Genomic DNA, 25,752 nt, shown 5'->3' on the forward strand with positions numbered 1-25,752 from the left:
TAACCAAACCCAAACTCACTTATCATGAAAATTACTGTAAAAATCGTTCGTATACTGATGGGGTTAATCTTTCTGTTCTCCTCCATCGTGGTGCTGTTCAATTTAGTGCCTCAGCCGGAATTGGAGGGAAGTGTCAGGCTATTTAATGAAGGTGTAGAAGCATCCGTATACATGATGCCCATGATCAAAATCATTGAGCTGATTTGCGCCATTGCCTTCATCAGCGGTTTCTTCGTTCCTTTGGCGACTATAGTGATCTTTCCGATTGTAGTAAACATTTTCCTATTCCACAGCTTTCTGGCTCCCGAAGGTTTGGCAATTGCCATCTTCCTATTGCTGGGTAATCTTTTATTGGCCTATTACTATCGTCAACTTTATGCACCCCTACTGCTTGCCAGACCTATCTGAATATCTTTTCATTTCCTGAGATACGTTTATCTTTAGGTTGGATAAGCAGCAAGCTATGGAAGTACTGATCATCACCGGAGCCTGTGGGGTAGGGAAGTCTACCCTTGCCCAGGCCTGGGCCAAACTTAAAAATGGGGCTACCATTGAATGTGATTACCTGACCGAGTGGATCTACAAAGCAGATTTCCCGCATTGGACGGTAGAAGAAGAGAAGTTCGTTGCCGAAACTACTTTGGTACTGGCTCAGCAATATCTAAAGTATGGCATGCCGGTAGCCATTGAAAATGTCTGGAGTCCGCTGGGCATACAAATGTTAGTAGATGGCTTGCAAAAACTAACTCATGTCAGCAGCATCAAAGTGGTTTGGCTCTACTGTGCTTTAGAAGAAAACCAGAGGAGAGACCAGTTGCGCAAGCCCGAAAACCGGATGAATGAAAGGGTAGCCATCGTGATGCAGGAACAGCGCAATCATCCATGGCCGGACTACGTTCACCTCATAGATACAGGCACACTGAGTGTAGCGCAAACCTTAGGCGCTATAGAAGAACTACCGGTGGTGAAGTGCTAGCTTGTACATGAATAATCACTTTCCACTTCCGCTTCGCTTTGTTAAATTCAGCTAAAGATAACGTATGCTCTATGCCTGAGACTAAAAAATTATTTGTCATCTTCGGAGTCCTGCTGGCCTGTTTTGCCGTCATTACCCAGTATGTATTGATGATAGAAAACAGTCAGACTCCTGTGCTTGAAACCACTGTTCGCTTCTTCAGCTTCTTTACCATTCTGACCAATACTTTAGTCGCGCTATATTTCTGTACGATGTGGCTGGGCAGCAGTTCCAGACTGGGGAAATTGTTTCAGCGCAGGGGAGTCATCACCGCCATTACAGTTTACATCACGGTAGTAGGACTGGTCTATCAGCTCCTGCTGAGGCAGATTTGGGAGCCGACGGGCATGCAGAAGCTGGTGGATGAACTGCTGCATTCGGTAAACCCGCTTTACTTTATCCTCTACTGGTATCTGTACGAAGACAAGGCACAACTGAAGTGGCGCTTCATCCCTGTCTGGCTGCTCTATCCATTAATTTATCTGCTGTATATACTGGTCAGAGGAAGTTTCTCCGGCTTTTATCCTTATCCCTTTGTCAATGTGAGTGAGTTGGGGATGAGCCAGGTATTGCTGAATAGCCTGGGGCTGATGTTGGTCTTCATTGGCTTCTGCGTTTTATATATTGGCGTAGGAAAGTTACTGGCGAGACCTGCAGCAACACAAGCTTTCAGAAACTCATGAAAACCTGATTTATTTTACATATTGCAGATCAATACTGAACAAAAGTACCATGACCATTAAAGAGATCGCACAGGACTTCTTGCAACTGGCTGCTCAGGGAGCTTCCCGGGAGGCTTTCAGTAAATATGCAGGGCAGCATTTCATCCATCATAATGCCTACTTTAAAGGAGATGGGGAAACACTGATGCTGGCGATGGAAGAAGATGCCAGAGAAAACCCTGATAAGGTCTTTGAGATACTCAGGACATTGGAAGATGGCAATCTGGTAGCGGTACATTCTAGTATCAGGCAAAACCCTGATGACTTAGGCGCGGCAGTAATCCATATCTTCCGTTTTGAAAAAGGCAAAATCGCCGAACTCTGGGACTTTGGGCAGGCCGTACCTCCGAATATGCCCAATGAAAATGGGATGTTTTAAAGAAAATAAAGTATGCGTGAGAAGCCTAATATCCTATTTGTCTGTGGTAGGAATAAGAGAAGAAGTAAAACTGCTGAGCAAATATTCCGAAACGATCCCCGCTTCAACAGCCGTTCAGCAGGTTTTAGTCCTAAAAGTCCGCATCAGCTCAATATAAACGACAAACAGTGGGCCGATATCATTTTTGTGATGGAAGATGCGCACCAACAAAGAGTTAAAAAAGAATATAGAAGCCTCAATTTACCACCTATTGAAGTGTTAGGAATTGAAGACGAATACAAATTTATGGATAAGGCATTGATTGAATTACTTGAATCCGGGGTAAACGCCTACCTTGAAATCATTGAATAAAAGAAGTGAAACAGCCACATTGCATAGCATTCCTTGCATGAAAAACCTTTTCTTATTTTTTCTACTCCTCTCACTGCTAAGCTGCCGCAGTAGCAACGAATCAGCTACCCATAGCATGCCTGCACATAAGCGCACTGAGCTTGCTGAGGAAGTACACCAGTACATTGTACACGACGAGTCGCTTATCGCCATCACCCACGTAAAGCTACTGGATGGACTGGGCAATCCAGTACAGGAAAATCAAACTATCCTGATCCGCAATGGCTACTTTGATGCAATAGGTTCATCAGAAAAGATCATTATCCCTGAAGGTGCCAAAATCATAGAGGGCAGGGGGAAAACCATTATCCCCGGCATAGTGGGCGTACACAATCATCTGCACATGCCGGGGCAGCCCTTCATGGGCAGTACAACCAGTAAACTGTATCTGGCAGCCGGTGTTACCACCATTCAGACCTGCGGAGCAGCTTCGCCTTATGAAGAAATAGCACTGGCGGAGCAGATTAAACAGGGAGAAGTTGTAGGACCGGATATCGTCACTAGCGGACCCTACTTCACCGGTCCGGGAGGTAATCCCAATATGATCATTCCCCGAAGCGAAGCCCATATCAGGGATACCATTCAACATTGGGTAGAACTGGGAGTACGCTGGTTCAAAGTATACCGCCATACCCGCCCGGAAGATCTACAAGTCATCATTGATGAAGCGCATCAGCACGAGGCCAAGGTAACCGGGCACTTCTGCTCCATTACTTTTGAGGAAGCGGTCAACATGGGTATAGATGGTATAGAGCACGGCCTCAACAGTGCCAGCGATTTCAGAAAGAACAAGAGCTATGGCCAGTGCAACGGCTCAAGAGGCTATATGGACAGCCTGGAAATCGGAAGTGAGGTAGTTCGTCGCCTGCATCAGCATATGATTGATCAGCATGTATTTCTCACCTCCACGCTGTCTATTTATGAGTCCAGCATCCCTAAGCGTGCCCTGGCCAACGAGCGTACCCTCAAAGCCATGTCGCCTGATCTGCTGTCGCAGTACCAGGAGAGAAGGCAGCAGTATGAAAATGAGCAGGAGGATGGTATACTTAGAGAAGCACGGCTGAAGCGGATCATGGCCTTTGAATACCAGTTTTTTAAGATGGGTGGCACCCTCACCGCCGGAGTGGATGCCGGCAGGCACAATCTGCCCGGCTATGGTGATCAGCGAAACTATGAACTGCTCATAGAAGCAGGCTTTAGCCCGGAAGAAGCGATCATGATCATGAGTAGCAATGGTGCCCGGGTATTGGAGGAGTCCGGTATCGGCGCTATCGTACCGGGAAAGCGGGCTGACTTCGTGCTGCTCAATGCTGATCTTACTGCCGATGCTTCACTGATCAAAGAGGTGAAGTATGTATTCAAGGAAGGCTACGGCTATGATCCTCAGCTACTGATCAAAGAAGTGGAAGGGAAAGTAGGGCCATAAGCCCTGAATGCTTAAGAAAGCTAAGTAGCCATTCAAAATAAATTACAATCCTGGCGCGCGTTTGAGTGCAACGGAAACGCGTGCCCTATTCAGCACTATGCCTTCGCCTTCACTACGATACCCAGGGCTTCCAGCAATTGGGGGCTGTCTTTAAGGGCAATGCGGGCGATGTAACGAAAATCCCTCATCCATATTTTCAGCGCTTTAATGGATTCGTTACGCATACGGGTAGCTTCTTCCGCTTCCCCTTTGCGCATCATCCGCTGGTTACGGGCATCAGCCACTGCCTGTACCATGGCTTTGGTTTGGGCCAGTACTTCGGCGCTTAAGCCCTGAGCAGACAATATATCGGCATACTCCTCAGCTTTGGTGTAGAAAAAATTGGCCTGTTGTACCCATACTTTAACGCTACGGGACACCTTCTGCACATTGAACTTAGCCAGGGTAGAAGGCTCTTTCCTGAAAACATACTTCACGGTAGCGACATGGTCCATAAACGTATCAAACGCCTCTTGTTCCTGTGATTTTAGCTGACTGGCAATCTCCTGTTTGTCACCATATAAATTGATCATCTGATTTTGCCAGCCTTTGGCCTCGGTAAGCAGTCCGTCACCTTCCAGAAAACGCTTGGGATTAAAACCGTGCAGTCCCATTTTCTTCTGGATTTCCTGCTGTTCTGTGCCGTTTTTGATGTACCTGTCGCCCTCTTCAAAGAGGCGGGATACCATCACCATATTCTTTTGCATAAGGGTATTTTTATGATAAAGGTAAGGAGGAATAAATATGCAGCGCTTTTCATATCACTAAGTATTATTACGCTTGTTATATTTATGAAGACTGAGCATATAATGGCTAAATACTGCCAAAATAGCCTTGGACACCTAAAATTAAATTACCAATATGTGTGCATACCTTACAGTGAGTACACTGTTTAGTAACTAAATGTGTACAAACCTTACTGTAAGTTGACATTAAAGCTACTTTATACACTACTTGCAGGCTTGTTTGTAAAGGTTTCAGGGGCAAAAAACCCTGTTTAACTGACAAAGTGGCACTATTCAGTAACTTTACACACTACTTACACGCTGGTAAGTACACGTGAAAGTAACAAAATGTCAGCTTGCAGCCGATGCAGCACAGTGTAAAGTAGGTTGAATATCAGCCAACACCCTTTACCATAGAGGCCTTAGTTACTTTATACTGTATTGAGGAGGGTGTGTGGTGTGATAGTATGTAGGGCAAAGGCTTGTGGAGCTACCGATTAGTGGACAGCGACAGATTGGATAATAGCGTGTATACCACTATATTAATGTGTGAATATGCTATTCATAGTGGCTATACTGTAGTCAGGCACAATTATAAATAAAGAAAAATGAAAGTATTCGGAGATAGATTATACGAAAAAGTTGTTGAAGCAAGAAACATTCTCTTTTTACAAGGAGAAATCGCGCAATTAACTTATCAAGCTTTTGACAAATATGTGCAAATTATAAATGAATCAGAAGAAGAAGAAATAGAAGTCACCTATCCTGTTGGTTTCAGACCAGACAATACAGCTATTAATTCTACTCACAAATATACAAAGGATATACTTGTTGGACGGTACGAATATTTAGGATTAAACCAATTACCAATAAATGGAATCTATCAGTTAGTAACAACAATTGAAGCGCTGCTTGGAGACATTTTAAGGGCAACTTTAATTGAGTTCCCAGTAAAAATATCAAATAAAAGAAAAATTGATGCTGAATTAGTATTGGAAGCCCATTCCCTCGAAGAAATAAAAATAGCGTTGGTCAATACAATTATTAATGAGTTGGCTTATAAATCTCCTAAAGACTTCGCAGAGGAATTTTCAAAATATGTTGGAATTAAGCTTTTAGAAAAGCCCGCATTTCATAAATATGTAGAGCTTAAAGCAACAAGAGATATTTATATTCACAATCAAGGAGTTGCAAATGAGATTTATTTGTCAAAAGCTGACACATTAGCAAGAGTAAAGGCTGGAAATTTTTTACCAGTAGACATTCAATACTTTTTGCAATCCTACGAATGTTGCTTGCAAGTAACAGAGATACTTGAAGGTGAATTAAATAAAATATGGCCAAGTCCTGAATATCTAAAAAACAAATCTCAGAATCTTGAAGAGCAAAAAAATGAAGCAATTGAACAGGCAGTTGAACAAGCAGAAGAAAAAACAACGGAAGAAGAAGAAAATAAATAAATAACTCTCTCCGTGGTCTGTGCCGCCCGGGCCGGGTCCTCACAGACCTTTCTAGACAGAGATAGTATTCAATATTATGTTTAGCTATAATACATCAGGAGAGTCAATTCAGAAATTCCCCTATGGCATTGCAGGAGGTATATTTCTGGACTGAAATTCTGTGAGGACTTAGCAGAGGCGGCACAGATTAGGGGAGGGGGGTATAAAACAAAAGCAGTTGATTTGTGACTGCTGATGAGGGATTGGATAATAACGTGCATGCTGCTATATTAAAGTGTGAATATGCAATTCATAGCAGCTATACATTAGTTGTAGCCAATGCTGATGCCCGAACCATGAAAGGAACAATGTTGAAAACTTTAAAATACACGCTGGCAGGGATTCTTACCTGCATAGTTGTATTTGTTACTACTGTCTTCATACCCTATTCTACTATTGGTTTTCCTGTAAAGGGATATTCAGAATTAGTGATAAAGAACGTCAACATCGTTGACCTGAAAAATGATACTATTTTACAAAACCAGCATATCCTGGTTGAAGGAAAGCAGATAAAAGAAATAAGTGCAGAGCCATTACAGAAGAAAAATGACAACCAATTAACTATAAATGGAACAGGTAAATATTTGATTCCGGCATTGTGGGATATGCATGTCCATTTGACCAAACGGTCACCCAATAGTGCTTATGCCCAATTTGTTATCAATGGTGTAATGCATGTACGTGATATGCGTGGATCTTATAACAACAGGGATCACTTTGCGTCCACTCCCCACAGGATTAGAAAGTGGAATCATAAAGTAACCGATATGGAATTATTGGGACCTATCGTTCATAGTATCCCCAGTTTTGCTATTGAAGGGCCCAATCCCATGTTTGACAACTCACCTGAATATTTTAATTGTGCAAATAGTGAACAAGCTAAAATGTTGGTAAACTATTTTCAGGCACAAGGGGTGACTTTGATCAAAACATACAACAACATTCCCAGAGAGGCATTCTTCACACTGATGAGAGAAGCAAAGAAAGCGGGGATTGAGGTGGCAGGTCACAAACCCGTTCGGGTGAGCACGATAGAAGCAGCTAATGCAGGGATGAGGAGTATGGAGCATGCCCGATTTTTAATCTGGGATAGTTTTAAAGGGTCACAAAAACTCAGAAATAGTGATAACCCCAAAGGAAAAGACAATACCAAACTCAGAAAGCAAATGCTTGACGAGCACGATACCCTTTTATTGAAAGCAAATTTGGATGCATTAAAAAATAATAATACCTACTACTGCCCTACACACCTGACCAGAAAGGCTGATGCTTATGCAGATGATGAGCGTTTTAGGGCAAGGTATGACCAGCTCAACCCTATTTTCAGGTTTTTATCATTTGAGGATCTGGATGCGACGCTACAAGAAGACACAACTGACTTAGGCAGAGAAGTGTACCATGATTTTTATAGCAAGGGTCTTGAAATCACTAAAACAGCAAGTGACTCTGGAGTAAAGATATTAGCCGGCTCAGATGTGCCTGAACTACCAGGAACTTCTTTAATTGACGAACTGCAAGAACTGTCAGCTACGGGCCTTTCAAATTATGAAGTCCTGAGGACAGCAACTTTGAACCCTTCCGAATATTATGGTTTGGATAAAATTCACGGAACTATTGAAGCAGGGAAAAATGCTGATTTAATACTGCTTTCTCAAAACCCTATTCAGGAAATATCCAACCTAAAGAGCGTATATGGTATTATTTGTCATGGAACGTATCTGAATAAAGAAGAAATAGGACATCTAAAACAAAAAATCCATTCAAGAAACAATGGATTGTTAATGTCGGCAAAACTTTTCTGGGATATGCTGATGTATACGACAATATAGAAGCGGCATTAAAACGACCGCTTATACTAACCATTATAGCCAATTAAGAGTGAATGAGATGAAGAAATTATCTTTAATGATCATTTTAGTTTTGATTATCCGGGAACAAGGCTATGGTCAATCTGACACTCCCATTTTCATTGGCATTCAACCGAATATTACAGTGGAACCGTTCTATGACGAAGGCGAATTTGACTTAGACATAGTTCCAATAGTCTTTGAAGCTTCTGTAGGTTTAAGAACTAATATTAACGTGAGTTCGGAATTTAAGTAACTGTTAATGAGGCTTTTGAGAGAGTAATAAGACTAAAATTTGAGTAAATTGAGAATTCCCGTTCATCAACGCTCAAATAATAGTCTTATGTACAAGCCAAAATACGAAGAAAAACTGATCCATATGTTTATGTTGTTGGATGATTTTTGCAAAGCTTTTCGCACATGGCAAGAAAGTAAGCAAATAGGTATTCTACCAAACGGTTCGGGACGTCCTTCTAAACTATCGGCAAGTGAAGTGCTTACGATTTTAATCTACTACCACTATTCTGGCTATAAATGTTTCGCCTATTTTTACAAGGACATGGTTTTGGGAGGTGCACTAAAAAGTTATTTCCCCAATGCAGTAAGCTACAACCGCTTTGTTGAGCTTATTCCCGATCAGTTAGCTCTACTGTATATATTCTTGAAGTTTTGCACGCTTAGCAGTCGTAGGACAGGTACTTATTTCGCTGATAGCAAAAAACTACCAGTATGTAATAATCTGCGCATTCATTCCAATAAAGTCTTTAAGGGTATAGCTCAGCGGGGCAAATCATCTACTGGTTGGTTTTATGGGCTAAAACTACACTTGCTCATCAATGAATACGGAGAAATAATCAATTTTATCATTACTCCTGGCAACATCGCTGATAATAATGATCAGGCCTTGCGAATACTGCTGTCAGGATGCCGGGGGAGGTATTATGCCGACAAAGGTTATCTGACTAAGCTCTTTGAAGAGTTATATGAGCAAGGACTTCATCTGATCACCAAGATCCGGAAGAACATGAAAAATAAGCTCATGCTTTACTCTGATAAAATCAAGTTAAAGCAAAGGGCACTCATAGAATCAGTGAATGATCTGTTGATGACTGTTTTTGATATCGACCATACCAGGCACAGAAGTCCAATTAATGCTATCGCTCATGCCTTCAGCGGGTTAATAGCCTACTGCTTTTATGAGCAGAAACCTTCAGTGTTTATAAAACCCTCATAAAGTAGAATTATCGAACTCACGTTAATATTAAAATTTCACCAACGGTAAATTATCATTTTGGAGGCACAAGCAATGGAATATCTGACGTGGGAGCCAATGTGGTTATTCCATTTTTTTTTAAAGCTAAGGATACTAAAGCTGACAGGCCTTACGGATTCTACCTTGGACCCGTCATTGGTTTTGGAAGAAATTTAATGAATAGTCATTACACCATTACAATAGGTGCAGAGCCTGGGTATATGTTTGAGACTAAAAAGCGTTTTACGATTTCAATGGGATTGCAATTAGGAGGGTCTTACTTCTCATACGATGCAGAGCCCAACAAATGGGTTACCCACTGGGGACCAAAGTTTAGTTTTGGTTTTTGGATAAACTAAAAATGAAATGATAAAAACCATTCGTTTCAGATTGAACACTTCAGTATTTCAATCCAGCCCTGCGCATAGCTAAACCGTTGGGGTTGTTAAAAAATTAATCATCATTTTATAGTAGATCGCTTATCTTCCGAAACAACAAACAGCATCTGGAAATTAAGCCTATATCGGTTGTAATCTCACTGCTCTGTTTATCAGGATGTGCTCCGGTCAGTAATGAGACAAATGATTTGTATGCGCCGGGCGAAAATGAGCTAGTAAGCTTATTACCCTAAGTAGCGACACTGATCAAGGAAAAGAAAAATTAAACAATCCGCCCGCATATGCATTGTTCCTGATGTTATTAAAGCAATAAAAAATATGGAAAACAGCAATGATCTTCCCCTACAGGATGGACGAATCTTCATCGTAACTGGAGCGAATACCGGCTTAGGTTACGAAACAGCCTTAGCATTGGCAAAAAAAGGGGGCAAAGTCATCATGGCTTGCCGTAACCTGTCAAAAGCGAATGCCGCTAAAACCAAAATAGAAACAGAGGTGCCCAAGGCGGATTTGGAAGTCATGGAAATTGACCTAAGTAGTTTACAATCTGTGCGCAATTTTGCTAAAGTATACCAGTCAAAATTTGATCGGTTAGATGTTTTGATCAATAATGCCGGAGTAATGATGCCGCCTTACACCCAAACGGAAGATGGATTTGAATTACAGTTGGGTGCTAATTATCTGGGACACTTTCTACTCACAGGATTATTGCTGGATACAATCCTGAAAACGCCCAATTCCAGGGTGGTTACATTGAGTTCAATAGCCCACAAAAATGGTAAGATCAACTTTGATGACCTCCAGAGTGAGAAGAAGTACTCCGCCTCAGACGCTTATGGCCAGTCAAAGTTAGCCTGTTTGATGTTTACTTTTGAATTGCAAAGAAGGTTGGAAAAAGAAGGACATCATCAAACGATCTCAACTGCGGCACACCCTGGTGTGGCCATGACAGAATTGAGTAGACACATGCCGAAGGTAGTGTATACCTTATTAAAATATACAGTTGCACCATTCCTTACGCATGCGCCCAGTGAAGGCGCGAAGCCAACGCTTTTAGCAGCCATTGGTGATGCCAAGGGAGGTGACTATTTTGGGCCAACTGGATTTAATGAGATGAAAGGAAAAGCGGGTAAAGCGACTTGTACAGACCTATCAAAAGATGAAGCCATAGCTAAGCGTCTTTGGGAAGTATCAGAAAAGCTAGTAGGGTTAAAGTATTTATAGATTATGCTTTTATTAACATCATGACCTACGTTGAGGCTCCATCAATGTCAATACAATGGCTGATGTGCAATTTGATTACTAAAAGGTAAAACATTAAGAAAGTCTCCAACAAACTGAAGGAGACTTAATGAATAGTACGTTAATCATAAACTTAATGTCTGTTAATAGTCAATTCAGCTTACCGATCAACGACTAAAACGCATTATGGTGTACGTACACGCAATGTGTCAAGTTCCCCTGGCTTAGTCTGAAAATATTTATTTTCCTACTATTATTTTTGCATTTTTGCTTACTTTTTTGATAATACCAAGTAGGTATTGCATTCTTCTCAGCTTTTTTCTGCATATTTAATAAAGTGGAGGTCCTCCCTTCACACTTGTTTCTTCAGGCAAATCAAGCGGTATGATAACTCACAGCTACAGATGATGAATACAATACTTAACAAGGAAATCTCATTGGGTTCAGCAGCATGGATTGCCGGAATGGGATTGCTCATGATGGTGTTTGCGGCTCCGGTTGCTGAGTTCTACATCTTTCAAAAGCTCTTCAGCGAAAATCCGGCAGAGATGAGTAGCAATATCATAGATCAGGAAGGTTTGTTTAAAACCGGCATATTTCTCCACCTTCTTACCCTGCTTTGTGATGTAGTAGTAGCCTGGGCTTTGTATATTTTTCTCAAACCGGCGCACAAAAGTCTGTCGCTGCTGACGGCCTGGTTCAGGTTAATCTACACGGCTATGTACTTGCTGGCGCTGGTCAATTTAGTCCAGGTCCTGAATTATCTAAGGCTGAATGAGCAGAGCGGTATGGTCATGCCGACTCAGCTAGATCAGAGTATTACATTTTATGTCAATGCTTTCCGGATGGAGTGGAGCTTCGCTCTGATGGTATTTGGTATTTACCTTCTACTCCTGGGGTATCTGGTGCTGAAGGCCGACTATGTGCCCAAAATTTATGGCATCCTGCTGCTCCTTGCCGGTTTAGGTTACTTCCTGGACAATCTCAGAGTGTTTTTTCTACCCGAACTCAACACTTCCTATCTGATGATTACCTTCTTCGGGGAGTTGGTGTTTATGGTGTGGTTGCTGGTCAGAGGAAGAAAGGTTAAACAGCTTCCACAAGTCAAAACGGATACTGTAAGTTAGTCATCCTTAAAACAACTCCTTTTTCTGATATGTATCAGTTAAGCTCTTGGCAGTATTTTAAGCTCAATAAGAAAACCACTATTTCATGCTTTAAAATATGTTCAGTTGTATTAACCGGCATTGCAACTACTATTGCTGTAGGGGTAAAGTTAAAAACATGAAAAGAGGAGGATTCATTGATGGTTTTTATTGCAAGTGAGCTCTTTGGATATGGTACTGCGCTGTTAATTTTTATGATCGCGTTAATTGAAGGTTTTATAAAAGCAAAACTGACCATAGAACGATACAATAGTATCCCTTTTCGGGTAAAGCATAGTTTATCTCTTGAGCTTCTTAAAAACCATTGAATCCAAAATATTGGTTTATGCAGTTTCTGATCGTAAGAAGAATTGAAGGAGGTTTTTATCCCCTAGATGAGCAAGAGGTAAAGAAAATGATAGGGTAAGATAATAGCTGTACACAGGAAAAAGCATGCCGGGATATATAGTAAAGTAGCTCTTTTACTGCTTACCCGGCTCAAAAGTGTAGAAGGAATAAGTAGTTGTCCACTCAAAGCTTTCCCCCGGCTGGGCTTCTACTGTCATATAAGGCTCAGGGCAGGCTGTGTTGACGGAAGCCCAGTAGACCAATTTCAACAGTGGTTGATCAGAGGTGATTTGTACACCTGCGCCTGTCTTCTGGTTTTCAATGTTAATGTGATAATCTGCTGCACTCTCACCAAACCCTTCAATGCCTGGCGTATACACATTTTCACCTTTTTGCAGCTTTTGAGTATAAATCAATTTATTGCCCTCTACCCTAATGAGTTCTCCAAAGCCCCGACCTTCAGCGCTAATGGGATAGGGAAATTTGGTTACAATATTAGGCCCGGTCGGTTCATCGTCAATGGTAAAGAAATTATGGTTGTATACTGAAGTCTCAAGGGGCAGCCTTCCGGTATTTTTCAGGCGGTGTTCCAGTAATAGTTCTGCTTTCCCGGGTACCAACCTCAGGGTTTTGGTATACTCGTAAGCATAACCTTCCTCACTGCGTAGTTCATGCACAAATTCAATATGATCAGCCTGTTTATTTACTTTCCACTTACCTCCATTGATAAACGCATAGGTTTTGTGAAACTGATAAGCTGAGGTATCAGGTTTGCGAAGCATACCCACGCCTATGACCAAGAAAGGATCACCGGCTTCAGCGTCTTCAAAACCAATGGGCGTAAAAGCTTCTACCGGTCCGGTAATGGCATCATGGGCCAGCGGATCATGCTCCCGCCAGGGTCCAAAAAATTCATGCCCTTTATAATTTAGGCTATTGATTACACCGGACCAGTCAAAGCGGGTGCCACGGTAATAGCCATTTTCAGCCTCGGGCAGATATACATCAAGTTTAAGGTGCTCATGATGGATACTTGCTTCAGGATGATTGTTCTGAGCAAAAGTATGGCAGGTCAAAAGGAAAAAACAGGGAAGGTACAAAAGCTCTTTCATGAGTATAAGGTGGTTGTCTCTCTAAATTAGCTGTGTTTTACAGACATCTGCAAATCTGAGTATAGCATATATACCATCAGCTTAAGTTTCTGAGCACGCTTGCAAAAAATAAGGAGGAAATATACTAAATTATGTACTGTCAGAACCTATTGCCAAAAGCGAACATGATCCTTCTGCGAATGCTTTGTTTTCATTAAAACCACTATACCTATGAACTGGTCACTTATCCTAAATATTCTACTGATGTATGGCATACTTGTGCTGGTTAACGTACCTGCACCCTTTTTAGGACTTGAGTTTGGAAGTGATTCCGATACTACACGCAGACTGTGGTATCAGCCTCCGGGCTTTGTTATTCCCATCGTATGGTTTGTGCTTTTTACCTTACTGGGCATTGGCCGGTATATTCTCTTACAAAATGGCGCAGAGGGATATGACCTGCTCATTATTGCATTGGCGGTACTATGCGCCACTTACGCTTATTACACCCTCGGCCTGGCCCAGCTTACGGGTGTGTCTGCGCTTTGGTACGGACTGTTTGGAAATCTGCTGGTGATAGTGTGTGCTCTCTTTGTTGCCTTTAAGCTATTTCCTCTATCTCAGACTACAGCTTTTCTGGTACTTCCTGTGGCTGTGTGGACGCTCTTTGCCACAGCTATCGTTTTGGGAGAGATGCGGTTTGAAAAGTTAATTTAAGACTGAATCATGCACATGGAAGTCAAAGACGGAGTAAAAACTTTTCATGCTCCTGCTAAACAAGACTGGCGAAAGTGGTTGGAAACTCATCATCAGACAGAGAAATCAGTCTGGCTTATTATCTATAAGAAGGAAAGTGGTGTGCCAAGTGTATACTATCCTGAAGCGGTAGACGAGGCCCTTTGCTTTGGCTGGATAGACAGCAAGGCCAACAAAAGAGATGCACAAAGTTATTATCAGTACTTTGCCAAGAGGAAACCCGGGAGCAATTGGAGCAAAGTCAACAAAGACAAGGTAGAAGGATTGCAGGCAGAAGGACTAATGGCAGCGGCAGGACTGGAAATGATAGAAATCGCTAAGCAAAACGGTTCGTGGACTGCCCTGGATGAGGTAGAAAAGCTCAGTGTTCCTGATGATCTTAAGCAGGCATTTGAGCAGAATCAGGCTGCTTTTGCTTTCTGGGAAAATTTTCCTCCCTCCTCAAAGCGAGCTATACTGGAGTGGATACAGAATGCCAAAAGACCAGAAACCCGACACAAACGCATTGAAGAAACAGTAAGACTTGCCGGGCAGAATATTAGAGCCAATCACTATCGGCAGTAAGATATTTGTTGAAGCCATCAGGAAAACCAAGTACTTCGCTCCTATTTGTTAATGGTGAGGTTGAACACGGATAAAAAATTGTCAGTATATTGTACGAAGAAATGAATTGAAATTATGAGTGTAGTCAGTGTAAATATACCCGATCACCTTCAGATTGACGATTTTGAAGTGAAAATGATAGTAGCCTCAAAATTATTTGAAGAAGGAAAATTATCTTCAGGTCAAGCAGCTGAGATTGTGGGCTTGTCAAAAAGAACATTTATTGAATTGCTGGGCAAATATGGCGTATCAGTATTTGCTTATTCCTATGAGGAGCTAGATGAAGATCTGAAAAATGTCTGAACAAATAATTATCGCTGATGCAAGTTGTTTAATTGGTTTAAAAAATATTGAACAGATAGAGCTGCTTCAAAAAGTTTATCATAAAGTTATCATAACTCCTGAAGTAAAGAGCGAATTTGGAGAGCCATTGCCGGAATGGATTGCTGTTGAAGATGCAACAGATCCAGTTAGACTATCAATACTTGAGTTAGAGTTAGATAAGGGTGAAGCTAGTGCTATAGCATTGGCCCTTGAAAATAAAAATAGCCTGCTTATTATTGATGAGGGTAAAGGTAGAAGGGTAGCGACAAGACTAGGGATTAAAAAATAAGGAACGCTAGGTGTATTAATTCAGGCAAAAAATAAGGGGCATATACTACAGATAAAACCTTTACTACTAAACTTGCAAGGTGTAGGATTTAGAATTTCTGATCAGCTTATTGAGGAGGTGCTGAAAAGAGTAGGAGAAAAATAGTTGAATGGTTATATCCAATATGTAAGTTTACAAAATCGTATTTTTCATATAAGCGCTTATTGATGCAAACCCAAAAGCCTTAAGATAAGCAGGAGTTGACCGGTATGGTAAGCAGAGTGTTCTACTACCAGGATGGCTTCCCTTAGCAAAGTTTGTCCGGAACCGTGAGGAATAGGGGCAAACAAATCATGATCAGGATTCGCAATGATATCATAAAGCTGCTGCCTTTCCTTAAAATAAGCGTCTACCAACTGATGCCATGTCTGCTCATCAGCGGGAGCTTTCTCTTCAGGCCAATAACCCTCCGGCCAGTCGGGCGAATTATAGTCCGGATTACGGGAAAACTCCAGAATGTCATACTGGGCTAGCCTGATATGATAAAATAACTGGTAAAAAGAATAAGGTAAGCCTTCGGGCACAATGCCCAACTGATCAAAACTAATTTCTTTTACTATATTTTTTATAGGCATAAAGGCCTGTCCGCCTTGCAGATGCTGGATCAGTTGCTCCCGTAACTGTTGATCTTTTTCAGTATTCATAGTTGATACTATTACTCTGTATTTATATTGTAAACAGTCATAATTTTATAGAGTTTGAAAGATTTTTCTTTTGTGGGCCATAAGTATTTTCAAATGTGTACATTGAAAGTGCCTAATCGCTGAACTCACCACAATTTTCCTTATTAAGCATAATTTGAATGATGGAATCAACAGAAAGCAAACAAAACAAATGGTCAGAGCAGGACTCTCAGAAGTTTATAAACTATGGTGACTTTTTTGTGCCTTACCGGCAGCAGCAGGCCGATATTATCTGTCAGCTTCTGCAAGCAGTGCCAGCTTTGCATCAGGTAGTAGATTTGTGCTGCGGAGCAGGTTTTTTGTGTAAAAATGTTCTGGAAAAGTTTCCTGAAGTAAAAGCACAGGGCTATGATTTATCTGATGAAATGTTAGGGGAAGCAGAAGAAAATCTTCAGGCTTTTGCTCAGCGCTTTACCACCCATCAGTTCAACCTGGCAGATACCAGCTGGCGAAAAAAATTACCGTCGGTTGATGCTTTTGTCTCTTCTCTGGCAATACATCATCTGAATGCACAGCAAAAACAACAGTTGTTTCAGGATTTGTATCGGAAATTAAATCAGAGAGGTGCATTACTGATAGCCGATATCATACAACCCACTAGCCAGATCGGCTATGAAATAGCAGCAAGCTTATGGGAACAGTGGGTCAAAAGTACGACTGAGGAAGCGAGAAATAAAAAAGCCTACCATGAGTTCATAGACGAAAAATGGAATTATTTTGCGCATCCGGAGGCCGATACTATTGACCAGCCTTCAACCATTTTTGATCAACTCAAATGGCTGGAAAAAGCTGGATTTAAAAATGTAGATGTCTTCTGGATGATGGCCGGACATGCTATCTTTGGTGGGTGGAAAAGTGCTTAATTCAATCATTAAAACAAATAGATTAACAATCAACTATGACAAAATATGGATTACACGGCAAGCTAAAAGCTGTAAAAGGAGAAGGCGATGCCCTGGTAGAAATTCTGGTACGAGCTTCATCTCTCGTATCTACTGCTCAAGGCTGTCACCTTTATATGGTAAGCAGAGACTCTCAGGAAAATGAGAGCGTTTGGGTAACAGAAGTATGGGATAGCAAGGAAGACCATGATCAATCTCTGAAAATGGAAGGAGTGAGAGCGCTTATTTCCCAAGCCATGCCTTTGCTAGATGGTCAGCCGGAGAAAGGTTTGGTATTAGAAGTACTGGGAGGAATATGAAGATTTAAGTCTTGCCAAGGCTGTATGGCACTTGCTTATTTGCAGTGATTTACTGGAAGAGAAATTTATTTGTCAGTGTTTTCTGTAACTCTTCCGTGCTTTATGGGGTTATAATTTAGCATGAACTTCCTGGCCCATTTCTACCTTTCTAATCAAGACGAATCACTGATTGTGGGAAATTTCCTGGGCGATTTTGTGAAAGGTAACAAGTATGAAAACTTCTCTCCTGAGATTGCCAGAGGTATTCAACTACATCGCGAGATAGATTCTTTCACTGATCAGCATCCCTGCCATTTACAGAGCAAGCACCGCCTGGGTGACAAATATGGACACTATGCAGGAGTAGCGATTGACATGTTTTACGATCATCTTCTGGCCACTCAATGGGCGCAGTATGCGGATATACCTTTGTCAGACTTCAGTACGTTTATCTATCAGGTGCTGGAAAAACACCGCCAGATACTTACTCCTTCTGCTGAGCGAGTACTGACCTATATGGTGAAGCATGATTGGCTTTTAAGCTATCAGGACATGGAGGGTATTAGCAGAGCCTTAACGGGCATTAGCCAAAGAACACAGTTTCAGTCTAATCTGGAAAATGCAGCGCTTGACTTAGAGGAAAATTTTGCATTATTTAAAAATGACTTCTCTTACTTTTTTCCAGATCTATGTAAGCATGTAGATGAAATTTTAAACTCTATCTAAACATGAAAGTAGCCTTTTTTAGTACCAAATCTTACGATAAGGAGTTTATGGACCAGGCTAATCAGCAATTTCAACATGAACTTACTTATTACGATACCAGCTTAGAATCTTCTACCGCTATTCTGGCCAATGACTATGAAGCTGTCTGTGTTTTTGTCAATGATAAAGTGAAAGAAGAAACGCTGGAAAAACTTCATGAGCAGGGTATTCGCCTTATCGCATTGCGTTGTGCGGGCTTCAATAATGTGGACTTAAAAAAGGCGCAGGAACTGGGAATAAAAGTAGTACGGGTGCCTGCTTATTCGCCTTATGCGGTAGCTGAGCATGCCCTGGCAATGATTCTGACGCTTAACCGCAAAACTCATCTTGCCTACGAACGGGTACGCAATGGTAACTTTTCTCTTGAACGCCTTATGGGCTTTGACCTCTACGGAAAAACAGTAGGCGTAGTCGGAACCGGAAAAATAGGGCAGATTTTTGCCTCCAATATGCACGGTCTGGGTTGTAAGGTACTAGCCTATGACCCTTATCCTGATGAAGATTTTGAGAAAGAAGGAAAAGTGAAATATGTATCTCTATCGGAAATGTTTGAAGCCTCGGATGTTCTTTCCCTTCACTGTCCGCTAACGGAAGACTCCTACTATATGATAGATGAAGAGGCCATCAATACCATGAAAGATGAGGTAATGCTGATCAATACCAGCCGGGGAGGTTTGGTTGATACCAAGGCCATCATCAAAGCTTTGAAATACGGCAAGATTGGCTCTCTTGGGCTGGATGTATATGAGCAGGAAGAGAATCTGTTTTTCCAGGATTTGTCAGGCCATATCATTCAGGATGATGACATTGCCCGATTAATGACCTTTCCCAATGTGCTGATTACTTCACATCAGGCATTTTTTACTGAAAATGCCATGACAAATATCGCAGAAACTACATTGCAGAATATCCAGGATTTTGAGGAAGGGAAGGCGCTTAAAAATGAAGTTAAACTCAAATAACCTTTAAAGGGCAGAAGATTGGGTTGATTTGAGTTGACGGCTAAGCTCTTCAGCCAATGCAGGGTTGAGTGCTGCCTTGATCACTACTTTAGCGACTCCTCTGTCAATAATACCTAATGAATCTGCTGCCCGAAAGGATACATCCAGTATACGTTTTCCATGAAATGGACCGCGGTCATTTACCTTAAGGATCACCTCTCGTCCGTTTTTGGGATTGATCACCAGTATTTCAGTTCCTAAAGGTAAATAGCGATGAGCTGCTGTGAGGCTATCCGGGTGGTATGCTTCTCCACTAGCTGTAGGGTTACCCCGCAATGATGATGCATAATAGGATGCTATGCCCTCCTGTTCAAAATTATAACTGTACTCTGACTTCTCGTGACAGGCAAGAATGACAAAGAGTAATATGAGCTGAAAGATGCGAATAGGCTTGTACATTCTCAAATATAGACAAGCCTATCCGCAAAAAAGACAAAAAAAACCGCACTATGGCGGTTTGTAGGATTTAGTCGTATTCTATATGCGCTGAATATTTAACGCTTAATGCCGGTATTGCGGCCCATCTCCTCAACTGCATTTCTTTCGGTCTGCAGTTCTCTTCTCAGGCGACGCTCTTTTTCAAGAGAAGTGCGACGCAGTTCTTCCATTTCTTCCTGCAACTGTACAAAGTTAAGCTGGGTACGCTGCGTTACTTTGCGGCTACGCTTAAACTGAAAAATAGCTCCGGCAAGCAGGACCAGAAGGATAGCGGTAGTGATCCAGAAAGCTGCTACAAATTTATCCTTAGGAATATCCAGTCCTAAAACTGAGATATGGGTAGCCGCGTGTTCGCTCGCTTCCACGATAGACTGCTGTTCATCAATTTTTTGGGTGAGTTTAGCAACTTCCTGATTCAGACTCTCCACTTTATTCTGAGTGGCAGAAAGTTCTTCCTTAGAAGCAGCCATGTTGTTCTGCACATTTCTCCAGATAGCATTGAGATCCTGAAGGTTGACAACTTTGTACTCTCTGCCTGAACTGGATTTGACCGAATTAGATGACTCAATCAATTCATTGAACTGCTCATCCAAAGTACTAGATGCCTCCTGCGCAAAGCCCGTATTCAAAATTAGGCTAAATGCCAATCCCAAGAATAACATGCGGTTGATAGTTCTCATAACACCTCTACAATTTTTTACTATATGCATTCTTAATTATTTCTCTGCCTTGTGTCTGAAGATTTATTCTGTCTTAAACATCAAAAATAAGGCTATATTAGTTACAACTGACAATATCTTAAAATAATTGCATCAAAAAGGTCAAATCATGTAAAGCTAAAGCTTAGAAAAATTCCTTTTTTGATGAAAAATTGCTTGTCCTTGACGTGCAAGTTGTAAACCAAGAATATTATACTGCCAACGATAATGCAAATTTTGTAAAAATTTTCTTTAAGATGCAGCATTTTACCCTTTTAGTTTTATCATTATAGTAAAAAAAATCTCATTTCGGTAATTTCAGGTATAAATACTCAAACCCGCATGGTCATTTTCTGAAAATCAAAAAGTCCTAATACAGTACATAGTAAGAAATAAATGATGCTGTAAATTTCTACACTACTTAACCAGTGCTCTAAGTAAACTTCTCTCAGGTATAACAGGGGATAGGTATAAGGAATAAAGATCACATAGTCCCAACCGTCAATCAGTAAACTGGAGAGCACAAAGCCTATCACTCCTACTCCCAAGGCTACGATAAAACTTCGGAATCGTATGCTTACCCAGAATTGGATGCTAAGCATAGCACCAATAGAAATTATCGTTTTGAACGCCAGCTTGAACAAAAAAATCATATCCGGAGCAGTGTTGAAAAGTTTTAAGTCTGGCCTGATCAGTCCTAGAATTACGCCTGAGATAAGCATCAAAATAATGAAAAGAAAATGTGCGGTGATGATCATCAGGTAGGTCAGAAGCAGCTTTGAAAGGTATAATTCTGAGCGGTTGGCAGTAGAGATCAGTAAATGCTTCCACATATTATTACTATACTCTACATAGCAGACAAGGGTAGCGATGATTATAGCGAAGAGAGGAAGCAGCATAAAAGCAGTGCCCTCATAATATGCCAAAAAGAAGTGTCGCCAGGGGTGCGCTTCCCCTGATGGGACAAAGTTTTCAGTGCCAAAGAGGATAATGAAGAAAAAAGCCACGATAATGCCCGTAGTACCCAGAAGGGATAACCATAAGGCCAATGAGTTTTTAGCCTTCAGTATTTCTGCTTCAAGGCTAAGTTTAAACTTTTTCATGGATAGTATTTTCGGCTTGGGTAAAATGAAGGTAAAGGTCCTCCAGTCTCATTTCTTTGACTTTCACCTGAAAAATATTGATCTCCTGGCGTCTGAGTGTATCTATGAGCTTGGGAATATCTGCCTTGCTTTGAATGTGGACGTTCAACATTCCATTATTAACCACCGTCTCAAAAGATGCCTGTATGATATTGTAAGCCTTTTCAGGTTCATCTGTTTCAACTAAAATTTGCTGGCGTACGTATTTTTCCTGATGCAGTGCGTCCAGAGAGCCTTGGTAGAGTAGTTTACCCTGGTGAAGTATACCTACATGATCGCAACTTAGCTCTACTTCATTTAGCAGGTGACTGGAAAGCATAATAGTCTTCCCTTCTTCTCTATGTAGCTTTTGTATAAGCTTACGCACCATTACGATTCCTTCAGGGTCCAGTCCGTTGACCGGTTCATCCAGAATAAGAAGTTGTGGATCATGTAGAATTGCCAGCGCAATACCCAGTCGTTGCTTCATACCAGTGGACAAGGTACTTACTTTTTGCTTTGCATTTGAAGCAAGTCCTACCTTGTCCAGCGTTGGCATTACACAGTTGGCCGAAACATTGTGGTAAAGAGCACTGATTCTAAGATTTACTTCAGCGGTCAAGTAAGGGTATAAGGGCGGATCTTCTATCAAAGCCCCGACTTTCTTGAAGATGTTTGTGTTTTCTTTAGTTAAGGTTTCTCCGAACAGTAAAACATTACCCTGTTGGGCTTTCAGCAGACCAAGCAGTAGCTTTATTACTGTTGATTTACCAGCGCCATTCTGCCCTAATAGTCCGAAGCAACTGCCTTCCGGAATGTTTAGAGCAAGCCCATGAATTTTGGTTTGCTTTCCGTAGCTGAAAGTTAGGTTTTCTGTACTAAGAATTGCTGACATAGAATACGTATATCAAATATGAATCAACAACAGAATACTTCAAAAGTTAAAGCTGATGTTCAAAATAGATGAATTTTGGCAGTAATATATGGTCTCAACAGGCTAAAAGACGAAAACTAATATTAATCATATTTTGGGGTGATCAATGTCATGGTAATTTCTGTCAATGAGGGCTAAGTTGAGGTCTCAATCAACCAAAAACAGTGAGCCATGAAAACTATTTTAGTCACTACCGATTATAGCAGCGATGCCACAAATGCTGTACATTATGCTGCTAAGTTAGCCGCCTGTTTTAATGCGAATTTATTGCTTTTCAATGCATTCCAACTTTCCGTACATACATCCAATGCATTTATTTCCCCTACTGCGGTTGATCACATGATTGCCAACAATGAGACCAGGCTAGATGAACTGGCTAAAGAACTGGCAAAAAAGTATAATATTGATGCCAAGGGTATTACTTATGTCTCTCTTGTAGAAGAAGAGTTGAAAAAGCTGGTCAAAGAAAATCGTGTGGACCTTGTAGTAATGGGTATGCAAAATGACCTCCCTGAAAATAAATTATTGGGTAACACCACCACTACCGTCATCAGAAAAGCTGATTTCCCTGTGTTGGTAGTGCCTTTTGGAGCAGAGTTCAGCAATATTGAGAAGATACTTTTTGCAAGAGATGAAAATGCAATTCATGAGGAAGACAAAAGTATCAAGCTTTTCAAAGAAATAGCTGAGGGCTTCAAAGCAGATGTTGAGGTATTTCATGTAGAAAAAATGCCGGTAAAACGTACCGATGAGCTTAAGGAGGATATGCAGGAAGATGAACTGGAACAGGTTTTGAATGGTACCCATCATACTTACAAAATGACTAATGCTACTAAGGTAGCTGACAGCATTGTGGATGAAATAAAGTCTTATCAACCTAATTTGCTCGTGATGATTCCTCACAAAGGTACCTTTATGGATCGCTTACTCAAAAGAAGCATTACCCGTAAAATGATTATGGAAACCCAGTTACCATTACTGGCATTACCAGATGTGAAGAAAAAGAAAGCGGCGCATGCTTAAAATAGGCTTAAGCAGATAAAAGTATGCCTTTTACCTTTCTTGGTTGAAAGGTCAGAATAGCCTCTCCATCATTTATGCATTGGGGGCTATTCTTTGTTTCTTCCAAAAATGTAATGGAATCCCCAGGAACCTCTTAGAATTGTTCCTCCGTCTTCTTCTGTATAAATAATCGGTGCTAACTCCATGTGTAATCCCAAACCGGCAAAATCTTTTAGAGGATACACTTTAAGCCCCAATGGTATGACCACTCCCTCTAGTCTGTTTACTCTCAAGCCCAAACCAGCATATACCTGATGCTGTTCTTTGTTGATAAATCCGTAGGTGCCTACGAGTTCAGGGGTAGCATTTTCCAGAAAATTATCAGTGCTTAGGCGAAACTCCGCCATAATAGGTGCTTCCGAAAAGTTATACTGTACCCCTATAAATGACAAACCGGATTGATGGTAACTTACCCCTAATTGAGCAAAAGCAGTATGTTGTAAAAAAAACAGGATTGTTACCAATAAAGAGGTATGAGCGAGTGCTTTCATAGAAATAAATTGGTTGTTTACACTTATGATTAATGTTTTAATTTAAATCATGTGTGAAATAACCAAATACGCTGAATATTCAAAGGGAAAACACTTAATATTTATACGGTTCCTTTTACTTCTTTTACAAATTGTGCGATATCCTCTTTAAGGTTCTGGCTCTTTTCCAGCACTTTGATAAAAGCGCTGCCAATAATAGCTCCGCTGGAATATTCACAGGCTTTGCTAAACGTCTCATGATTGGAGATGCCAAAACCGATCAATGTGGGATGCTTAAGTTGCATCGCCTGCACCCGCTTGAAGTAGGTGACCTGCTCATCTGTAATACCGCTTTTGGCTCCGGTAATGCTGGCTGAAGAAACCATGTAGATGAAGCCGTGAGTGTTTTCATCAATCAGGCGAATGCGCTCTTCTGAGGTTTGTGGAGAGATCAGAAAAATATTGTAAAGCCCATAAGACTCAAATAATTCTTTGTATTCCTCCAGATACTCCTGCATGGGCAGGTCAGGCAGAATGAGAGCATCAATACCGGCTTGCTGGCAGTGCTTACAAAAATTTTCCACCCCAAACTGCATTACCGGGTTCATGTAACCCATCAGGATTATCGGGATATTCACTGTTGAACGTATGTCACTGATTTGCTCAAACAGCTTTTTAATGGTCATGCCATTGTTGAGCGCCTGAGTACCGCTGTTTTGAATGGTGGGGCCATCGGCAAGAGGGTCAGAGAAAGGCATGCCTATTTCAATCAGGTCGGCACCCGCTTCTTCCAGATATTGCGCAATTCGGGCAGTGTCTTTCAACGCTGGAAAGCCAGCGGTATAATAGACAGAAAGTATCTTTCCCTGTTTCTCCTGAAAAACCTGATCTATACGGTTGGTGGTTTGAATCATGATGAATAATGGGTGATGATGAATGATTAATGATTAATGATTAATGATTAATGTATGCTGGCATCTAATGCCTGGGCAAAAAGTGCCGGAGATTTTTTACAATATTCAAAATATAAAGAAGGCTCTATCAATTCTACTTCAATCAGCACGTACTGATCCTGCTGATCTTTGATGAGGTCAACACGCGCATATAAAGGCTGAGGGGTAATGGCTTCCATCACCTGGTAGGCAGTTTTCAGTAGCTTTTCATTGGCTTCTACCGCAACAATTTTTCCTCCGTGTTCTTCCTGCACCCTGAAATCCTGCGCCTTGGGCCTTTTGAGTACAGTATGACTGTAGTTGCCCCCAAAGAAAAAGAGTGAGTATTCACCTTCCTCTACAATGCTTTTCATAAAAGGCTGCACCATAAACGGACGCTGCTGAAAGTCCGGCGCAATCTTCTCCAGTTCAAGCTCTGAAGTATCAAAAGGTAATCGGTACGTAAAATCAGCATTGGCACTGATCACTGGCTTGACAATCAGTTCGTGGGTTTCCAATTTCTGTGCCCATCTTCTAAAATTCTTGGTGCTAAAACTTTGACCCCAAAGCGTAGGCACTATGGCGATTCCTTTTTCTTCCAACGCTTTCAGATAAGTTTTGCTAAGGTTCCAGCGTACCAGATCAAGACTGTTTTGCAACTGGGCCTTTGAGCCTTCAATCTCCTCCAGTACTTTCATAAATGCCGGGGGATCATCCTGATAGTCCCAGGTAGTACGGATGACTACAGCATCATACTGATTCCAGTCGGCAGATTCTTTTCTCCACGAAACTTCCTCTACCAGCCAGCCCAATGCCAGCAAAGGTTCAAAAGTCAAACGATCATAGCTAAAAAAACCGTCCAGGCTGTCCATGCTCAGATAAGCACACTTCTTCATATTTTTAAATGATCAAATTGTTAAATGGCTAAATGATTGGAAG

30 protein-coding genes and 1 pseudogene are annotated in these 25,752 nt (G+C 41.3%); 21 read left to right on the forward strand and 10 right to left on the reverse strand.

Going from position 1 to position 25,752, the window contains the following annotated elements:
• The first annotated feature begins 24 nt into the window (after positions 1 to 24).
• The 6 genes from WJR50_RS12925 (at position 25) to WJR50_RS12950 (ending at position 3,932) form a co-directional block, all read left to right on the forward strand.
• Entirely contained in the window at positions 25 to 408 is a 384-nt protein-coding gene (locus tag WJR50_RS12925; RefSeq protein WP_341293703.1) for a DoxX family membrane protein, read from the forward strand.
• A 55-nt stretch (positions 409 to 463) separates the two neighbouring features.
• The gene (locus tag WJR50_RS12930) at positions 464 to 976 is read left to right on the forward strand and encodes a P-loop nucleotide/nucleoside kinase family protein (RefSeq protein WP_341293704.1); all 513 of its coding nucleotides are present in this window, start codon (positions 464 to 466) and stop codon (positions 974 to 976) included.
• Between the two features lie 71 nt (positions 977 to 1,047).
• On the forward strand, positions 1,048 to 1,698 hold the full coding sequence (locus WJR50_RS12935; RefSeq protein ID WP_341293705.1) for a Pr6Pr family membrane protein: 651 nt from the start codon (positions 1,048 to 1,050) through the stop codon (positions 1,696 to 1,698).
• 49 nt (positions 1,699 to 1,747) lie between these two features.
• Positions 1,748 to 2,116, forward strand: coding sequence for a nuclear transport factor 2 family protein (locus WJR50_RS12940; protein ID WP_341293706.1), 369 nt, complete (start codon positions 1,748 to 1,750; stop codon positions 2,114 to 2,116).
• Positions 2,117 to 2,128: 12 nt separating this feature from the next.
• Positions 2,129 to 2,467 (forward strand): low molecular weight protein tyrosine phosphatase family protein, encoded by a 339-nt coding sequence (locus tag WJR50_RS12945; protein ID WP_341293707.1) that lies wholly within the window; start codon positions 2,129 to 2,131, stop codon positions 2,465 to 2,467.
• 37 nt (positions 2,468 to 2,504) lie between these two features.
• Positions 2,505 to 3,932 carry an amidohydrolase family protein gene (locus tag WJR50_RS12950; RefSeq protein ID WP_341293708.1) on the forward strand — a complete coding sequence of 476 codons (1,428 nt, stop codon included), beginning with the start codon at positions 2,505 to 2,507 and terminating at the stop codon, positions 3,930 to 3,932.
• Between the two features lie 95 nt (positions 3,933 to 4,027).
• Here the strand turns inward: WJR50_RS12950 and WJR50_RS12955 are convergent, their stop codons facing one another.
• On the reverse strand, positions 4,028 to 4,678 hold the full coding sequence (locus WJR50_RS12955) for a PQLLE family protein (protein WP_341293709.1): 651 nt from the start codon (positions 4,676 to 4,678) through the stop codon (positions 4,028 to 4,030).
• Between the two features lie 626 nt (positions 4,679 to 5,304).
• Between WJR50_RS12955 and WJR50_RS12960 the strand changes: the two genes are divergently transcribed.
• From WJR50_RS12960 to WJR50_RS12985, 6 genes are all read left to right on the forward strand, one after another.
• Positions 5,305 to 6,156 (forward strand): hypothetical protein, encoded by an 852-nt coding sequence (locus tag WJR50_RS12960; RefSeq protein WP_341293710.1) that lies wholly within the window; start codon positions 5,305 to 5,307, stop codon positions 6,154 to 6,156.
• A gap of 224 nt (positions 6,157 to 6,380) precedes the next feature.
• A complete protein-coding gene (locus WJR50_RS12965) occupies positions 6,381 to 8,024 on the forward strand; it encodes an amidohydrolase family protein (protein ID WP_341293711.1) in 1,644 nt (547 codons plus the stop codon).
• 58 nt (positions 8,025 to 8,082) lie between these two features.
• Entirely contained in the window at positions 8,083 to 8,298 is a 216-nt protein-coding gene (locus tag WJR50_RS12970) for a hypothetical protein (protein WP_341293712.1), read from the forward strand.
• Between the two features lie 87 nt (positions 8,299 to 8,385).
• Complete coding sequence (locus WJR50_RS12975; RefSeq protein ID WP_341293713.1) at positions 8,386 to 9,276, forward strand: IS982 family transposase; 891 nt, start codon at positions 8,386 to 8,388, stop codon at positions 9,274 to 9,276.
• A gap of 734 nt (positions 9,277 to 10,010) precedes the next feature.
• Positions 10,011 to 10,916, forward strand: a complete 906-nt coding sequence (locus WJR50_RS12980) for an oxidoreductase (protein ID WP_341293714.1) — start codon at positions 10,011 to 10,013, stop codon at positions 10,914 to 10,916.
• A 422-nt stretch (positions 10,917 to 11,338) separates the two neighbouring features.
• The gene (locus WJR50_RS12985; RefSeq protein WP_341293715.1) at positions 11,339 to 12,061 is read left to right on the forward strand and encodes a DUF4386 domain-containing protein; all 723 of its coding nucleotides are present in this window, start codon (positions 11,339 to 11,341) and stop codon (positions 12,059 to 12,061) included.
• A gap of 500 nt (positions 12,062 to 12,561) precedes the next feature.
• On the opposite strand, the gene WJR50_RS12990 is transcribed toward WJR50_RS12985, so the two are convergent.
• On the reverse strand, positions 12,562 to 13,539 hold the full coding sequence (locus tag WJR50_RS12990; RefSeq protein WP_341293716.1) for a hypothetical protein: 978 nt from the start codon (positions 13,537 to 13,539) through the stop codon (positions 12,562 to 12,564).
• Positions 13,540 to 13,749: 210 nt separating this feature from the next.
• Between WJR50_RS12990 and WJR50_RS12995 the strand changes: the two genes are divergently transcribed.
• The 4 genes and pseudogenes from WJR50_RS12995 (at position 13,750) to WJR50_RS13010 (ending at position 15,634) form a co-directional block, all read left to right on the forward strand.
• On the forward strand, positions 13,750 to 14,235 hold the full coding sequence (locus WJR50_RS12995) for a tryptophan-rich sensory protein (RefSeq protein WP_341293717.1): 486 nt from the start codon (positions 13,750 to 13,752) through the stop codon (positions 14,233 to 14,235).
• Positions 14,236 to 14,250: 15 nt separating this feature from the next.
• Positions 14,251 to 14,838 carry a YdeI/OmpD-associated family protein gene (locus tag WJR50_RS13000; RefSeq protein ID WP_341293718.1) on the forward strand — a complete coding sequence of 196 codons (588 nt, stop codon included), beginning with the start codon at positions 14,251 to 14,253 and terminating at the stop codon, positions 14,836 to 14,838.
• A 114-nt stretch (positions 14,839 to 14,952) separates the two neighbouring features.
• Entirely contained in the window at positions 14,953 to 15,180 is a 228-nt protein-coding gene (locus WJR50_RS13005) for a UPF0175 family protein (protein WP_341293719.1), read from the forward strand.
• Positions 15,173 to 15,634, forward strand: a pseudogene (locus WJR50_RS13010) (PIN domain-containing protein). The gene WJR50_RS13005 and the pseudogene WJR50_RS13010 overlap by 8 nt, the downstream one beginning before the upstream one ends.
• 56 nt (positions 15,635 to 15,690) lie before the next feature.
• Here the strand turns inward: WJR50_RS13010 and WJR50_RS13020 are convergent.
• Positions 15,691 to 16,173, reverse strand: coding sequence for a DinB family protein (locus WJR50_RS13020; protein ID WP_341293721.1), 483 nt, complete (start codon positions 16,171 to 16,173; stop codon positions 15,691 to 15,693).
• Positions 16,174 to 16,331: 158 nt separating this feature from the next.
• Between WJR50_RS13020 and WJR50_RS13025 the strand changes: the two genes are divergently transcribed.
• The 4 genes from WJR50_RS13025 to WJR50_RS13040 all read left to right on the forward strand — a co-directional run bounded on the left by WJR50_RS13025 (position 16,332) and on the right by WJR50_RS13040 (position 19,119).
• The gene (locus WJR50_RS13025) at positions 16,332 to 17,075 is read left to right on the forward strand and encodes a class I SAM-dependent methyltransferase (protein ID WP_341293722.1); all 744 of its coding nucleotides are present in this window, start codon (positions 16,332 to 16,334) and stop codon (positions 17,073 to 17,075) included.
• A 35-nt stretch (positions 17,076 to 17,110) separates the two neighbouring features.
• Entirely contained in the window at positions 17,111 to 17,413 is a 303-nt protein-coding gene (locus WJR50_RS13030; RefSeq protein WP_341293723.1) for a putative quinol monooxygenase, read from the forward strand.
• 120 nt (positions 17,414 to 17,533) lie between these two features.
• Complete coding sequence (locus WJR50_RS13035) at positions 17,534 to 18,118, forward strand: acyl carrier protein phosphodiesterase (RefSeq protein ID WP_341293724.1); 585 nt, start codon at positions 17,534 to 17,536, stop codon at positions 18,116 to 18,118.
• Positions 18,119 to 18,120: 2 nt separating this feature from the next.
• Positions 18,121 to 19,119 (forward strand): 2-hydroxyacid dehydrogenase, encoded by a 999-nt coding sequence (locus tag WJR50_RS13040; protein ID WP_341293725.1) that lies wholly within the window; start codon positions 18,121 to 18,123, stop codon positions 19,117 to 19,119.
• A gap of 3 nt (positions 19,120 to 19,122) precedes the next feature.
• On the opposite strand, the gene WJR50_RS13045 is transcribed toward WJR50_RS13040, so the two are convergent.
• From WJR50_RS13045 to WJR50_RS13060, 4 genes are all read right to left on the reverse strand, one after another.
• Entirely contained in the window at positions 19,123 to 19,557 is a 435-nt protein-coding gene (locus tag WJR50_RS13045) for a septal ring lytic transglycosylase RlpA family protein (RefSeq protein WP_341293804.1), read from the reverse strand.
• A 95-nt stretch (positions 19,558 to 19,652) separates the two neighbouring features.
• Positions 19,653 to 20,276: a hypothetical protein gene (locus WJR50_RS13050; RefSeq protein WP_341293726.1), complete on the reverse strand. Its 624-nt coding sequence runs from the start codon at positions 20,274 to 20,276 to the stop codon at positions 19,653 to 19,655.
• Positions 20,277 to 20,626: 350 nt separating this feature from the next.
• Positions 20,627 to 21,397 (reverse strand): ABC transporter permease, encoded by a 771-nt coding sequence (locus tag WJR50_RS13055; protein ID WP_341293727.1) that lies wholly within the window; start codon positions 21,395 to 21,397, stop codon positions 20,627 to 20,629.
• Entirely contained in the window at positions 21,384 to 22,310 is a 927-nt protein-coding gene (locus WJR50_RS13060) for an ABC transporter ATP-binding protein (protein WP_341293728.1), read from the reverse strand. The genes WJR50_RS13055 and WJR50_RS13060 overlap by 14 nt, the downstream gene beginning before the upstream one ends.
• A gap of 210 nt (positions 22,311 to 22,520) precedes the next feature.
• Here WJR50_RS13060 and WJR50_RS13065 point away from each other — a divergent pair, with 210 nt between their 5' ends.
• Complete coding sequence (locus WJR50_RS13065) at positions 22,521 to 23,372, forward strand: universal stress protein (RefSeq protein ID WP_341293729.1); 852 nt, start codon at positions 22,521 to 22,523, stop codon at positions 23,370 to 23,372.
• An 86-nt stretch (positions 23,373 to 23,458) separates the two neighbouring features.
• On the opposite strand, the gene WJR50_RS13070 is transcribed toward WJR50_RS13065, so the two are convergent.
• The 3 genes from WJR50_RS13070 to WJR50_RS13080 all read right to left on the reverse strand — a co-directional run bounded on the left by WJR50_RS13070 (position 23,459) and on the right by WJR50_RS13080 (position 25,709).
• Positions 23,459 to 23,902 carry a hypothetical protein gene (locus WJR50_RS13070; RefSeq protein WP_341293730.1) on the reverse strand — a complete coding sequence of 148 codons (444 nt, stop codon included), beginning with the start codon at positions 23,900 to 23,902 and terminating at the stop codon, positions 23,459 to 23,461.
• 101 nt (positions 23,903 to 24,003) lie between these two features.
• Positions 24,004 to 24,795: a tryptophan synthase subunit alpha gene (trpA, locus tag WJR50_RS13075; protein WP_341293731.1), complete on the reverse strand. Its 792-nt coding sequence runs from the start codon at positions 24,793 to 24,795 to the stop codon at positions 24,004 to 24,006.
• A gap of 47 nt (positions 24,796 to 24,842) precedes the next feature.
• A complete protein-coding gene (locus WJR50_RS13080; RefSeq protein WP_341293732.1) occupies positions 24,843 to 25,709 on the reverse strand; it encodes an ATP-grasp domain-containing protein in 867 nt (288 codons plus the stop codon).
• Between the last annotated feature and the right edge of the window lie 43 nt (positions 25,710 to 25,752).

Source organism: Catalinimonas locisalis, assembly GCF_038039535.1.
In the GTDB taxonomy this organism is placed as follows: domain Bacteria; phylum Bacteroidota; class Bacteroidia; order Cytophagales; family Cyclobacteriaceae; genus Catalinimonas.